The following is a 12,427-nucleotide window of genomic DNA, read 5'->3' as shown; positions in this document are numbered from 1 at the left end:
GTCCCCGAGTCCCTGCGGTCGCCCGAGGCGTCCTGACAGGTGGGTTCGGCCGGCTCCCCGACGCCGATGCCCGCGGCATCCCGACGAAGCGCCCACTCGGCCCGGGACAGAGGCGTCGAACGGGCCTTCGGGATCCGTCGTAGGATCGCAAGAGCCGGGTGCAGGCGGCTGCCGAGGCGCGCGGCTGTGCCGTCGCCCGCCGCATCGCGCCAGGACAGGGTCGTGCGCTGCCGCTCGCGCTCCCCTCGATCGATCGAGTCCCGGGCGTGCGGTGGCCGGCCGCGGTTCTTCGGCCCGGGCCTCCGCAAGCCGATCAGGAGGACGGCGGCCCGGCCGGCGAGCCCGAAGACGGGCGCGGCGAACAGCCCGCCCTCTGCCCCGCGTGAAACGCCCATGGCCGCAGCGGGGTCGAGCGGCTCCGGCGCGCTTCATGCCGGTACGGGCGGAGGCCCCACGCTGCGAGAAAACCGCCGGCCGCCTCACCGGCTTCCGCCGCCTCGCCGCGGCTCGCGGTTGAATCCCGTGACGCCGGGCCTCAGCTCCGGATGTCCTTCTTGGTGATGAAGTTGAAGTTCTCAACCATCACATCCTTGACGATCTCGGAGCCAAGACGCTCGTTGACACGTCGTTTGATCTCGTCCAGGCGCCTGTTGATATCGTACTTCTTGAGATTGCGGAAATCGAGGGCGCCGTCGCTGTAGATCTGGCGGAACGACTCGTCCATCACGAACGGCTCCGGGGTCACGCCCAGGCCCTTGATCAGGTGCGAGTCGGCCGTGAAGATGATCGTGGCTAGGATGTAGCCCTGGACGTTCCCATCCGCGATGATCGGAATGTTGAGGGGGCGCAGCTTCTGATAGGTCAGCCCCTCCAGATACTCCTCGGCTTTGGGTTTCGGCAAAGCCGGCATCCAGGAGATCACCGCGTAGCTGGACAGCACCGTGATGGCGCAGATCCACAATCCGGTGATGACGATGCGAGTCACGCGGTCACTCCTGGTAGCGCAGGACGGCCGAGTAGGTGCCGTCGGATTCCGCGCTCTGGATCATGGTGGAGACGAGATCCGAGACCTCCTGCATGGCACGCAAGTGGATGCCCAGGAGTTCGTGGTTGCGTCGCAGCTTGGCGCGGACCCGCTCCAGCCCCTCGATCTCGGGCGGGCTCAGCCGGTCCGCGCTGATCGTCCGTCCGAGACGAGCCAGTTCTACGAGGCTCTGACTCTTGCGGCGGTTGAAATCGTCCTGATCCCGCAGGTCGTGCACCGTCAGAGAGGTGGTCTCGGCGTCGATGGTCGCTTCGAGGCGGGCCAGGGATGATAGCAGCATGATCCGTGTCCGGGGTGTCGGTGGGGCGGAGCGGGGTTGCGTCAGACCGCCGGGATCCGGGACGCGGGGGCCGGGGCTCTGGTGTCCGGGTGTGACGCCTCGATCATCCGGGCGATGCCGATGCCGCCGGCCTTGGCCAGCTGGGCGCCGAGCTGCTCGGCCAGCATCGACTTCCAGATCGCCCCGGCATTGCCCTTGCCGTAGACCGCCGATGCGCCCTGCGGGAGCATCGATTCGACGAAGGTCTGAAGGACGAAGGCCTCGAATTGCTGGGCGGGGGTTCCCTTCGTCCGGGGCGACGGCAGGGTTGCGGCCGTGCGGAACCGCGTCAGCACGGAATCGGCGCTCGGCTGCGGCGCTACGGCGAACCCGGTCCGGTTGCCCGAGGCCGTTCCCAGGGCGTCCGCGAAGGTTCCGGGCGCGCCTTGGGTGAGCTTGGTGACCGCGGCCTGATAGCGGGCGGGATCCGCCGCGCGCGCAACGTCGAGGACGATATCGGAGGGAGGCTGGACGCTCACGGCGTACTCGTATCCGGATTGTTGCGATCGCGACGAGCCCAGCCGTCAAGGCCGGACACATCCGCCGGGCCCACGGGAGACCTTGGCTCGTCCTGCAGGTTAACCGGCCTGGCTGACCGGAGGCTTGCCTCCGTGGGGAGGCCCAGATGGTCGAGGCGCTCCGCCCAATCCCGCTTCTCCGCGTGCTGGCGCTGGGCGGTCTCCAGGCGTCCGACCCACAGCTCGGTCCGCTTGTGCTGCGTGGAGCGTTCCATCAGCCTCAGTGCAGAGATGTCGCGTTCCGCGCGCAGCTCCTGCGCCTCAACCGCCAGGCGCCTCAGCCGCCCGACCGCCGTGGCGCGCAGCGGCTCGTGAAACGCAGACGCTTCGTTGAGGGCGCGAATCAGATCCGCCTGCGCCATGTCGGCCGCCTGAACCCGGCGGTCCAGGGCGGCAAGGTCCCGCTCGGCGAGCTGGTGCATGCGGTCCTGCAGGCGCAGCAGCCGCATCGCCCGGCTCAGGCGTGTCCGCATGTCAGCCTCTCTTCAGCCAATGCCCGTACTCGAGGGCGAATTGCCCGAGCAGATCCGTGGACAGGACCATCAGCAGCAGGAGGCCGCCGAACAGGATGAACGGTGTCGCGATGAAGAACACCGGAATCTGTGGTGTGAGCTTGTTGGCGAGCCCCAGGGCGAGATTGACCAGCACGGAGTAAATGATGAACGGGCTCGTCACACGAACGGCCATGACGAAGGCCGCCGTGATCCGGTCGACGTAGCCGGCCAGCATGGGCCGCGCGCCGAACGGGTTCCCGGCCGGGATGCGGTCGTAGGAGGCGACCAATCCGCGGAACAGTTCCCAGTGCAGGTCCATGCTGAACACCAGCACCGTCGCCGCCATCATGATCAGCGAGCCGGCGAGGGAGGCCGCCTCGTGTTCGGCGACGGGATTCCCCGGGATGCCTCCCAGACCGATCATCGTCGCCAGGGCGCTGCCCATGGTTTCGAGCGCGAAATAGAAGGATCGGCCGAAGAAGCCGATGGCGAGCCCGGTGAGCGTCTCGCATCCGACCCACCAGAGAATGTCGGCCGGCCCTGCACCCCTCAGGCCCAAACCGAGTTTCGGCAGAAGCATGGGGGCCACCGCCAAGGTCACGGTCAGGGCGATGAACAGGCGGATGTGCGGGGCCACCCGCGCACTGGACAGGCCCGGCGCCACCAGCAGGCACCCGCCGACACGACAGAAGATCAAGAAGACGCCGAGGATCGTGTCCGAGATCATCGGGGGTCAGGAGATCGTACCGAGGGACTTGATCTCAACGCCGCGGGCGATCTCGACATGCGACAGCACGGGGACCGTCGGAAACAGGCGCTCGATGATCATCCGCACGTAGCTGCGCACCTCCGGCGCCGTGACCAGGGCGAATTTGTGCGACGTCTTCAAATGGGCGCGGATGGCCTCGGAGGCCTCGACGCCGAATTGCTCGATCAGCCGCGGATCGAGATCGACCTCGACCACATCGCCCTTGGCGTCGCGCTTGAGGCCTTGATGGAAGGTGAGATCCCAGCGGCTGCCGAGTCGCAGGACGTTGAGGGCGCCGTTCTCGGCAAGATCGCCGCAGATCTGCTGCGCGATCCGCAGCCGGACATGCTCGGCGATCTGCTCCGCCCGGCGGGCATGGGGGACGATCTCGGCGATGGCCTCGATGATCAGGTGCAGGTTCCGGATCGAGACCCGCTCGGCGAGGAGCAGCTTGAGCACGGCCTGCAGGCCTGAGTACGATATCTGCGACGGACAGATATCGTCGACCAGCCGCTTGTATTCCGAATCGAGCCGCTCGATCAGCATCCTCAAGTCCTTGTAGGAGAGGAGCTGGGGCAGGTTGTTGCGGATCACCTCGCTGACATGGGTCAGCATCACGGAGTGCCAGTCGATCGGACTGAAGCCCTCGCGCCGGGCCTCCTGGGCGTAGGCATCCGGAACCCAGACGGCCCGCATGCCGAAGGCCGGCTCGCGCACCTCCTCGCCGGCGATGCTGGGCAGCGGACCGTCACCCACGACGATCATAGTCTCGCCGGGGCGCATCTGCTGGGCGGCGATGACGGTTCCGTGGATCGCGATCTCATAGCTCTTGCTCGGGACCGTCAGGGATTCGACCAGCTTGATGTCCGGAACCACGAATCCGTATTGCTGCGCGAACTTCCGGCGCATCCGGCCGACCCGGTGGGCCAGTTCGTTCTGCGCGCCCTGCATCTGCACCGCGAGGTGCTTGCCCAGCCGCAACTCGATCTCGGCGGTTTTCAGCGAGTCCTTCACGGCCTCGCTCTCCTGGTGCTCCAGGAGACGCTGCTGCTCCTTGGCCTTCACCGCGGCATCGACCTTCGATTGCGCCTCCGCGAGGCGGCGCGGGATCAGATAGGCGATGGTGCCCATCAAGACGCTCAGGACGGCGAAGGGCAGGAACGGCATCCCGGGCATGATCGCGAAGACCAGCATCAGACCCGAGGCGACGAACAGCGCCCGCGGATAGGCGCCGAGCTGGCCGAGGACGGCCTGCTCGGCGGTTCCGCGCGTCCCCCCCTTGGACACGAGAAGGCCCGCGGCCAGGGACACGATGAGGGCCGGAATCTGCGAGACGAGTCCGTCACCGACCGAGAGCTTGGTGAAGACGTCGGCGGCCTTGCCCAGCGGCAGGCTGTGACGGGTGACGCCGATGATGATGCCGCCGAAGATGTTGACCGCGATGACGATCAGGCTGGCGATGGCTTCGCCGCGCACGAACTTCGAGGCGCCGTCCATGGATCCGAAGAACGCGCTCTCCTCCTCCAGCTCGCGCCGACGCCGCTGCGCCTCCTTGTCGTCGATGAGGCCGGCTGAGAGATCGGCGTCGATCGCCATCTGCTTGCCGGGGATCGCGTCCAGGGTGAAGCGCGCGCCGACCTCCGCGATGCGCGTGGCGCCCTTGGTGATCACGAGGAAGTTGACCGTGATCAGAATGGCGAACACCACGAGCCCGATCACGAAGTCGCCGCTCATCACGAACTGCGAGAAGCCCTGAATGACGTGGCCGGCCGCGTCGACGCCCGCATCCCCGTTGGACAGGATCAGCCGCGTCGTCGCGATCCCGAGGGCCAGACGCAGCAGCGTCGCGATCAGCAGGATCGTGGGAAAGGACGAGAATTCCAGCGGTTTGTGGATCCAGAGCGCGACCATGAGGATCAGCACCGAGATGGCGATGGAGAGCGCCAGCCCGATATCGATCAGCACGGCCGGAACGGGCAGGAACAGGATCGCGAGGATCGCGATGATGCCGATCGCGAACCAGACATCCCGCCGGATTCTTCTGTCCGGCGCGAGCGCTTGTACGGCCGATGCCACGCTCTCACCCCCTCGTGTCGTGATGGGACTTCTGGATCATCAAGCTTGCGCCTGCATGGCGTCGGTCCGCGCACCCGGCTCCGATGCCCGGGCGGCGCGCCTTGCGCGCCGCCGCGTCCGACGTGTCGCGCGCAGACCCCCCTCCGCCTTCGACGCCGCTCATTCCGACACCGCGCGGAAGCCCGTCACGATCCGGCCGTAGACCATCTCGGTGAAGGCGTAGATCTGGCCGCCCACGAAGGAGCCGCTGACGATCATCACCAGCAGGACGACCACGATCTTCGGGACGAAGGTGAGGGTGACCTCCTGAATCTGGGTCAGCGCCTGGAACAGGGCGATCAGGATCCCCACCACCATCGCGGCTCCGACCGCCGGCCCCGAGGCGACGATGATCGTCCAGATGGCGGCGCGGACGAGTTCAAGGGCGTCGATCTCGTTCATGGGGCCGGACGGGGATTCTCACAGGGGCATTCGAGAGAGGCGGACGTTCGCCGGAAACCGTCTGGCCGGCAGACGGGCTCGACTCGGTCTGATGGGGTGAGTGCGGTCTGCGCCGACGGTCCGGCGTCATCGCCTCCGCGAGCCCTTGCGGATGTCGGATCGGAGGCCTGCCGGGATCGCAGCGGCCCGCGCGCCCCATCGATTCCCGTCCAAGCCGCGCCCTGCTGGGCCGCGGCCGGCGGTTCAGTTCGGCGTGTCGACTGCGATCGCCGCGGACGTTGCGATGACGCGGATGCCGGCTCGTCGAACGATCGCGCATGCCGTGGCATTGGGGCCGCCGACCGGCTGCCGTCAGGCCGGGGACGGTTCTAGGACACGGTCAGGCCGGATTCGTAGGGGACATCCTGGCCGCTATCGAGATGTACGATCAGGCCGTCCTTCGTCACCCGCGCGGACGTGACTGTTCCCGTGACCGATCCGTCCGCGGAGGTGACGGTGTGCCCGATGAGATTGCTGGCCTGGGACAGACTCGAGGAGGTGAGCAAGGCGTCGAGCTTGCTATTCATGTTCACGCTCTGCTCAACCTGCGAGAATGTCGCGAGCTGGCCCATGTAATCGGTCGATTTCATCGGCGCCGTGGGATCCTGGTTCTTCATCTGCGCCATGAGGAGCCTGAGGAAAGTGTCGTAGTTCAGAGTCGACGGCTTCGCGGCCGGGGCCGTTCGGGCCGCGACATTCGTGGTTGACGGGTTCGTAGATTGGGTTGCCGGTATGGACATGGCTCGACCTCCGTCTGGTTTCGGCGCCTATTCCCTGACGGTTCGTCAGGCGACCTGATGAGTGAGACTGTTCGAGTTCGGTCGGGATGGCGCGTCTTCCGGTTCGAAGACCCCGCGCAGCATCCGCAGGACCTCGAACGGCCGACCCCTGTTGAGGAGATCGCGCGCCGCTGCGAGCGCCGCAACGACGGGGCGATCAGGAGTCTGATCCAGGATCGCCTGCTCGACTTTATCGTAAGCCTGTCGGACTTGGCCGGCATTGCTGGGATCGATCAACATGGCCTGGGCGATGAAGTAGAGCTGTCGCAGCGGCGTCTTCGCCTGCTCGACCTGCAGCACATGGGCTTCGAGAAGAAAGGTCGCGTCGTTGAGCAGCTCGATCGTGACCTTGCGGTCCACTCTGAGAACGGCCCCGTTGATGAAGATGCGCTCCTGTGTAGGACGGTGACAAAACCATCCACTGGAGCGTCGGCTTTGTGCTGATGCGGGCGGTGTAAAAGCCGGCCAGTGGAGAGGCTTCTCTTTCGAGAGGAGCCGAGGATGTTCGTCGTGGAAGTCTACGCAGCCGTTCGGCAGTTCGTGTTCATCGAGGGCCAGTCCCGGCGTGAGGCGGCTCGGGTCTTCGGGTTGAGCCGAGAGACGATCGCCAAGATGTGTCGGTTCTCGTTGCCGCCGGGCTACACACGCTCGAAGCCGGTCGAGAAGCCGAAGCTCGGGCCTCTTCTGCCAGTGATCGCGGCGATCCTTGAGGCGGACCGGACTGCACCGCTCAAGCAACGCCATACGGCCAAGCGGATCTTCGAGCGCCTACGCGACGAGCACGGCTATGCCGGTGGCTATACCGTGGTGAAGGACCACGTACGGATCTGCCGAGCACGGGGCAGGAGACTTTCGTGCCGCTCGCCCACCCGCCCGGCCATGCCCAGGTCGATTTTGGCGAGGCGGTCGCCACCATCGCTGGCGTGCGCCGCAAGATCCATTTCTTCTGCATGGATCTGCCGCACTCCGACGCCTGCTTCGTGAAGGCGTATCCGCGGGAGACCACCGAAGCTTTTCTCGACGGGCATGTCGCCGCCTTCGCCTTCTTCGGCGGCGTGCCTCTGTCGATCCTGTACGACAACACCAAAATCGCAGTGGCCAAGATCTGCGGCGACGGACAGCGTGAGCGTACGCGCGCCTTCACCGAGTTGGTGAGCCACTGCCTGTTCCGGGATCGCTTCGGCCGTCCGGGCAGGGGCAACGACAAGGGCAAGGTCGAGGGGCTGGTCAAGTTCGCCCGGTCCCACTTCATGACCCCGGCTCCGGAGGCGGCCTCGTTCGAGGCGCTGAACGCTGACCTGGAGCGCCGCTGCCGAGCTCGGCAGAACGAGTGCGCCGGGCGGCATCCCGAGAGCATCGGAACGCGGCTCATGGCCGATCGAGTGGTTCTGCGAGCCCTGCCGGCGGTGCCGCTGGAGCCGTGCGAGAAGAGGGCCGGGCGCGTCTCGTCGACCGCGCTGGTGCGCTATCGCGGCAACGACTACTCGGTGCCGACCACCTACGGCTTCCGGGACGTGCTGGTGAAGGGCTTCGTCGAGGAAGTCGTGATCCTGTGTGCGGGGTCGAGATCGCCCGGCACCCGCGCAGCTACGGCAGCGGCGTTTTCGTCGCCGAACCTCTGCACTACCTCGCGCTGATCGAGACCAAGCCGAACGCCCTCGACCAAGCCGCGGCACTCCAGGGCTGGGATCTGCCCGAGGCGTTCCAGCACCTGCGCCACCTTCTGGAGGCGCGCATGGGCAACCGCGGCAAGCGCGAGTTCATCCAGGTGCTGCGCCTGATGGAGGCGATGCCGAAGGACCTCGTGGCCTGGGCCGTCACCGAGGCGATCCGGCTCGGGGCGATTGGCTTCGATGCGGTCAAGTTGATCGCGCTGGCCCGTCTCGAACGGCGGCCGCCTCGGCTCGACTTGTCGGCCTACCCGCATCTGCCCCGGCCTGCGGTGCGCGCGACGATGGCCGCCGACTACACGGTGCTGGTGCCGGAGGTGGCGGCATGAGCGTGAGCGGCGATGAGACGACACCGGGCGTCCTGCTCGCCCATCACCTCAAGCAGTTGAAGTTGCCGACGGTCCTGCGCGAGTACGACAAGGTCGCCCGGGACTGCGCCCGGAGCGGCCTCGACCACCCCGCTATCTGCTGCGGCTGGTTGAGCTGGAACTGATCGACCGCGAACGGCGCATGGTCGAGCGCCGGATCCGGGCGGCACGCTTCCCGGCGGTGAAGAGCCTCGACACCTTCGACTTCGCCGCCATCCCGAGCCTGAACAAGATGCTCGTGCTGGAGCTGGCGCGCTGCGGCTACGTCCTCGGTCGGGAGAACGTCATCGCGCTCGGCAACTCCGGCACCGGCAAGACGCACATCGCCCTGGCTCTCGGACTGGCAGCCTGCCAGAAGGGCTTCTCGGTCACGTTCACCACGGCGGCCTCGCTGGTCAACCAGCTCATGGAGGCGCGTGACGAGCGCCGCCTGCTCCGGCTTCAGAGGGAGCTGGCCGCGGTGAAGTTGCTGATTGTCGATGAACTCGGCTACGTGCCGCTGTCGCCGACGGGGCCGAGCTTTTGTTCGAGGTCCTGTCCCAGCGCTACGAGCGCGGCTCGACGGTGGTGACCTCGAACCTTCCGTTCGAGGACTGGACCTCGGTCCTGGGCTCGGAGCGGCTGACCGGTGCGCTGCTGGATCGGCTGACCCATCACGTCAGCATCCTGAGCCTGAACGGAGACAGCTACCGCCTCAGATCCTCCCGCAGCCGGCGGGGCCGCACAGACAGGGCGGAGCAAAACCAGGCCACCCTTGATGACCCTGATCCCGCGACGGGCGAGATCCGGCCAGCCTGACCTCACGATCCGCGACAAACGATGAAGAGGCCCGATCGGGCCCCTTCATCGTTCAGGCTGTCCGCAGTCCGTGGCCTGGTTTTACTCCGCCACGGCGGCCTAAAATTGGTCCGCCCTTTACACGCTCCTGGCCTCGCAGGCTGAGATTGATCGAGCGGCTCATTGGAGACCATCGCGGATCAGCGTATTGACGTAGATGAGCGCCTCGAACCCCGTCGCATCGCCGCGGAGGATCTGGTCGGTCTGGCTCAAGTTCCACAATCCGATGGAGATCAGGTCCGCCCGCAATTGCGCCGGCAGCGCGTTCTCGGGATTGGCGAGATCATCGATGAGCATGCTCCAGAGGCGCTGCAGGAAGCTGATGGCCTCCTGACGCAGTTCCGCCGATGCAGGGGCGGCCTCGGCCTCCTTCATCAGAGCGATGGCCCGATCGAAGGCCGCCCGTTCCCGCTCCCGGGCGAGGGTGGGTGAATCGTCCAAGACTTCCGTGTAGGCTTCCGCGTAGGACGCGCCGTACATTGCCGATCTGCCTATCGAATTGAAGCGTTGCCGCAGTGATGTGCCGTCGCTTGGCGTGCCGCCCGGCGGTCAAAACCGTATCCGAAACTGTCAGACGTAATCGATCAGACTGATCCGTCTCATCTCGCTCGTCAGGCTGTACGAGACCTGAAGGTCGGCTTTCAGGTTTTCCTGGCGTGTCCTGAGTTCTGCGAGATCGACGCTCTCGAGATTGCTGTATCCGAGGGTCAGGAATTTTATCTTGGAATCGAGCAGGTTGTCGGCGGCTTTCATTCTGGATTGAACGATGCCGACACTGGCTTGGATCTGCGTCAGGTTGAATGCGGCATGGCTCGCCAAGTCCCGCATCTTGTCGTACACGATCGACTGCGTCGATGGAGCGAGGCTGGTCAGCCCGATTTCGGAACCGACCGTATACAGCATTGCGAGCTGTCGAACGGCCTGAACGTTGGCATTGACGGATGTCTCCGCCGTTTCGCCGCCAGCGAGTTCACTGAGGATGTTGACGTTCGACGCACCGGACCATGTTGCACCCCATTGAGGGTCGGCGAAGAGCGCGGATGCGGGGCCGTCGAGGAAGGCCTGCATCTGTGTCGCCGTGATGTTGGTCGCGGCCGGCAGCGTTCCGGGCGCGAAGCCGAAGGCGGCTTGGAACGCCTGCGCGAAGGCTAGCTTGGCAGCCGCCGGCGGCACGGATTGCGTATCCGCGATCGGGCGTCGGTCGGTATCGATTCCGGAGAACAGGAATTGGCCCGCGACGGCGGAGTTCAGATGCGCGATCAGCGCCGAGAGTCGCGATGACGCCTCCTTGACCGTCTCGGCCCCGTTGCTGCTGAACAGCTTTCCAGGGGTGACGAGGGCGAGAAAGGACTCGCTGTCCGTCCGGATCTGGGTCAGCGCATCGTAGGTGCCGCTGACCCGGAGCCCGGTTATGTTGTTGCGGCTCTGTTGCGCCTTGAGGTCGTCGACCTCCTGTCTCAGATTGATGTCTGTTCCGGTCCTGTGGCCGAGCTCAAGGCCGACATCGGCGTATCGGCCGCCCTGCACCATTTCGGCATTCGCCTTCGCGATCTCCGCCTCCAGCCGGGCGGCGCCGGCGCGGGGCGAGTTCCAGAGCGTGGCGGTAGAGATGTAGCTCGTTTTCATGACGCTACCTCACGGCATCAAGGAGAGACTGGATCATCGCATTGACGGTCGCGATAAGCTTGGCGGACGCCGCGTAGGATTTCTCGAGCTGCAGCATCGAGGCGACTTCCTCGTCGCGGTTCACGCCGGTGGTGTTCGAGAGCGCGGTCGATGCGCTGTCCAGCACCGCTGATTCTTTGTCGACCTGGAGGGACGCAGCCTTGCGGGCGGCTTCGAGCCAGCTCGCCGACGCCGCCGCGGCGGTTTGCAGGGATGCCGAGGCCGGCAGTTCCGAGGCCGCCGCAAAGGGTCGCTCCGCGCCGAGGGCGGCGCGCAAGGCGTTCAAGTGATCGGAGAAGGCGGCAGCCTGCGTGTCGTTGTACAGATATTGCGCCCCCGCATTCATGCCGCCGTCGCGCAGCGTGAACGGGTTGCCGCCCTGCTCGGGATCGGCTGCGGCGTTGACGCGGATGGTGTGGGCGAGCCCCGTAATGCCTGCCCCGGGAAGCGCCGGGCCGCCGGGATAGGTGAACAGGCCGGCCCGGGCCGCACCGATCGCGGACGTCTTGTCCGTCTCCGACAGGGCGTTGATCAATCCGGCGGCGATGGCGTCGAGCTGCTTCTGATACGTGACCGTGACTTCGTCGCGGATCGTCATCTGTCCCACGATCCGGCCGGATTGCAGCGGCATCAGGGAGCCGTTGCCGGTCACGCGCATCCCGTCGATGAACACCGCCTTGCCGGTCGTCCCGGCCGCGAAGGCGGATGTCGGTTCGAAGGTGACCGTCCGAGGCTGTCTTTCGAACAGGGGCGAGCCGTTATCGGCGTAGATCGCCATGTCGTTGTTCTCACGGACGACCGTGCTGATGCCGATCTCCTGGGACAACTGGGTGAGGATCTTGTCCCTGTTGTCGAGCGCATCGCTGATATCGTCCCCGCGCGCCGTCCCGAGGACGACGGCCTTATTGGCCGCGTCGAACTTTCCGAGCAGGTCGTTGATCGTGGCGACGGACTCGGCGATCTCCTGGTCGGCGCTCAGCCGGGCGGCCTGCACCGTGTCGCTCGCTTGGTTCAGCGCGCGCGCGAGGTCCCGCGCGGCCGCAACGGCTGCCTTCGCCAGATTCACGTCGTTCGGCTGGTTGGCGGCATCGCCCAGTGCCGAGTTCAGGATACCGACCTTTGCGGCGATGGAGCGCTGCGCGTCCGTATCGCCGACCGTACCCTCCAGCGTGGTGAGCCCGGTCAGGATCGCCTCATAGCCGGCGAGTTCCGACGTGCTGCTCATCATCCGATCGAACAACGCCGTGTTGCTGGCGCGGTTGATGACGACCCGGACCGGCCCGTCCGTCGTGACGAGCGATGCGATCTTTCGCGAATAGGCCGGATCGTGGGCCCCGGCGATGTTCCGCGACACGACGTCGGTCTGGGTCGCGTTGGCGAGCAGGGATCCGCGCGCGGCGTTCAGTGCAACGGAAAGGCCCATGTGGA

The 12,427-nt window shown here is 66.2% G+C and carries 12 protein-coding genes and 2 pseudogenes; 2 read left to right on the top strand and 12 right to left on the bottom strand.

The window, feature by feature from the left end; translation table 11 throughout:
* Positions 1-535: 535 nt before the first annotated feature.
* The 9 genes from A3862_RS22815 to A3862_RS22775 all read right to left on the bottom strand — a co-directional run bounded on the left by A3862_RS22815 (position 536) and on the right by A3862_RS22775 (position 6,819).
* Positions 536-985, bottom strand: coding sequence for a hypothetical protein (locus A3862_RS22815; RefSeq protein WP_043756846.1), 450 nt, complete (start codon positions 983-985; stop codon positions 536-538).
* A gap of 4 nt (positions 986-989) precedes the next feature.
* Entirely contained in the window at positions 990-1,325 is a 336-nt protein-coding gene (locus A3862_RS22810; protein WP_043357243.1) for a hypothetical protein, read from the bottom strand.
* 41 nt (positions 1,326-1,366) lie between these two features.
* Positions 1,367-1,843, bottom strand: a complete 477-nt coding sequence (locus A3862_RS22805) for a rod-binding protein (RefSeq protein ID WP_043357241.1) — start codon at positions 1,841-1,843, stop codon at positions 1,367-1,369.
* Complete coding sequence (locus A3862_RS22800) at positions 1,840-2,355, bottom strand: hypothetical protein (RefSeq protein ID WP_111474016.1); 516 nt, start codon at positions 2,353-2,355, stop codon at positions 1,840-1,842. Before A3862_RS22800 ends, A3862_RS22805 begins: the two co-directional genes overlap by 4 nt.
* 1 nt (position 2,356) lies before the next feature.
* Positions 2,357-3,103 (bottom strand): flagellar biosynthesis protein FliR, encoded by a 747-nt coding sequence (gene fliR, locus A3862_RS22795; protein ID WP_043756852.1) that lies wholly within the window; start codon positions 3,101-3,103, stop codon positions 2,357-2,359.
* Positions 3,104-3,109: 6 nt separating this feature from the next.
* Complete coding sequence (gene flhA, locus A3862_RS22790) at positions 3,110-5,200, bottom strand: flagellar biosynthesis protein FlhA (RefSeq protein WP_043756855.1); 2,091 nt, start codon at positions 5,198-5,200, stop codon at positions 3,110-3,112.
* A 159-nt stretch (positions 5,201-5,359) separates the two neighbouring features.
* The gene (gene fliQ, locus A3862_RS22785; RefSeq protein ID WP_043348590.1) at positions 5,360-5,641 is read right to left on the bottom strand and encodes a flagellar biosynthesis protein FliQ; all 282 of its coding nucleotides are present in this window, start codon (positions 5,639-5,641) and stop codon (positions 5,360-5,362) included.
* Positions 5,642-6,009: 368 nt separating this feature from the next.
* Positions 6,010-6,420: a flagellar hook assembly protein FlgD gene (gene flgD, locus A3862_RS22780; protein ID WP_043756858.1), complete on the bottom strand. Its 411-nt coding sequence runs from the start codon at positions 6,418-6,420 to the stop codon at positions 6,010-6,012.
* A 45-nt stretch (positions 6,421-6,465) separates the two neighbouring features.
* Positions 6,466-6,819 carry a flagellar biosynthesis repressor FlbT gene (locus A3862_RS22775; protein WP_236961449.1) on the bottom strand — a complete coding sequence of 118 codons (354 nt, stop codon included), beginning with the start codon at positions 6,817-6,819 and terminating at the stop codon, positions 6,466-6,468.
* A gap of 141 nt (positions 6,820-6,960) precedes the next feature.
* On the opposite strand from A3862_RS22775, the pseudogene istA reads away from it, so the two are divergent.
* Together istA and istB are read left to right on the top strand one after the other, a co-directional pair.
* A pseudogene (gene istA, locus A3862_RS22770) lies at positions 6,961-8,458 on the top strand (IS21-like element ISMdi7 family transposase).
* A pseudogene (gene istB, locus A3862_RS22765) lies at positions 8,455-9,295 on the top strand (IS21-like element ISMdi7 family helper ATPase IstB). The pseudogenes istA and istB overlap by 4 nt, the downstream one beginning before the upstream one ends.
* Positions 9,296-9,454: 159 nt before the next feature.
* Here istB and flaF read toward each other — a convergent pair.
* The 3 genes from flaF to flgK all read right to left on the bottom strand — a co-directional run bounded on the left by flaF (position 9,455) and on the right by flgK (position 12,422).
* Entirely contained in the window at positions 9,455-9,814 is a 360-nt protein-coding gene (gene flaF / locus A3862_RS22760; protein ID WP_043348583.1) for a flagellar biosynthesis regulator FlaF, read from the bottom strand.
* A 90-nt stretch (positions 9,815-9,904) separates the two neighbouring features.
* On the bottom strand, positions 9,905-10,960 hold the full coding sequence (locus A3862_RS22755; protein WP_043756865.1) for a flagellar hook-associated family protein: 1,056 nt from the start codon (positions 10,958-10,960) through the stop codon (positions 9,905-9,907).
* A 4-nt stretch (positions 10,961-10,964) separates the two neighbouring features.
* Positions 10,965-12,422: a flagellar hook-associated protein FlgK gene (flgK, locus tag A3862_RS22750; protein WP_043756867.1), complete on the bottom strand. Its 1,458-nt coding sequence runs from the start codon at positions 12,420-12,422 to the stop codon at positions 10,965-10,967.
* Positions 12,423-12,427: the final 5 nt, after the last annotated feature.

The organism is Methylobacterium sp. XJLW, from assembly GCF_003254375.1.
Taxonomy (GTDB): domain Bacteria; phylum Pseudomonadota; class Alphaproteobacteria; order Rhizobiales; family Beijerinckiaceae; genus Methylobacterium; species Methylobacterium fujisawaense.
This window is presented reverse-complemented; position numbering and strand designations above follow the sequence as displayed.

What these genes read in the sequence shown, in the direction of transcription:
- A3862_RS22810 (WP_043357243.1), bottom strand. Translation starts at nt 1,325, where the DNA reads ATGCTGCTATCATCCCTGGCCCGCCTCGAAGCGACCATCGACGCCGAG.
- A3862_RS22800 (WP_111474016.1), bottom strand. Translation starts at nt 2,355, where the DNA reads ATGCGGACACGCCTGAGCCGGGCGATGCGGCTGCTGCGCCTGCAGGAC.
- fliR (WP_043756852.1), bottom strand. Translation starts at nt 3,103, where the DNA reads ATGATCTCGGACACGATCCTCGGCGTCTTCTTGATCTTCTGTCGTGTC.
- fliQ (WP_043348590.1), bottom strand. Translation starts at nt 5,641, where the DNA reads ATGAACGAGATCGACGCCCTTGAACTCGTCCGCGCCGCCATCTGGACG.
- flgD (WP_043756858.1), bottom strand. Translation starts at nt 6,420, where the DNA reads ATGTCCATACCGGCAACCCAATCTACGAACCCGTCAACCACGAATGTC.
- flaF (WP_043348583.1), bottom strand. Translation starts at nt 9,814, where the DNA reads ATGTACGGCGCGTCCTACGCGGAAGCCTACACGGAAGTCTTGGACGAT.
- A3862_RS22755 (WP_043756865.1), bottom strand. Translation starts at nt 10,960, where the DNA reads ATGAAAACGAGCTACATCTCTACCGCCACGCTCTGGAACTCGCCCCGC.
- flgK (WP_043756867.1), bottom strand. Translation starts at nt 12,422, where the DNA reads ATGGGCCTTTCCGTTGCACTGAACGCCGCGCGCGGATCCCTGCTCGCC.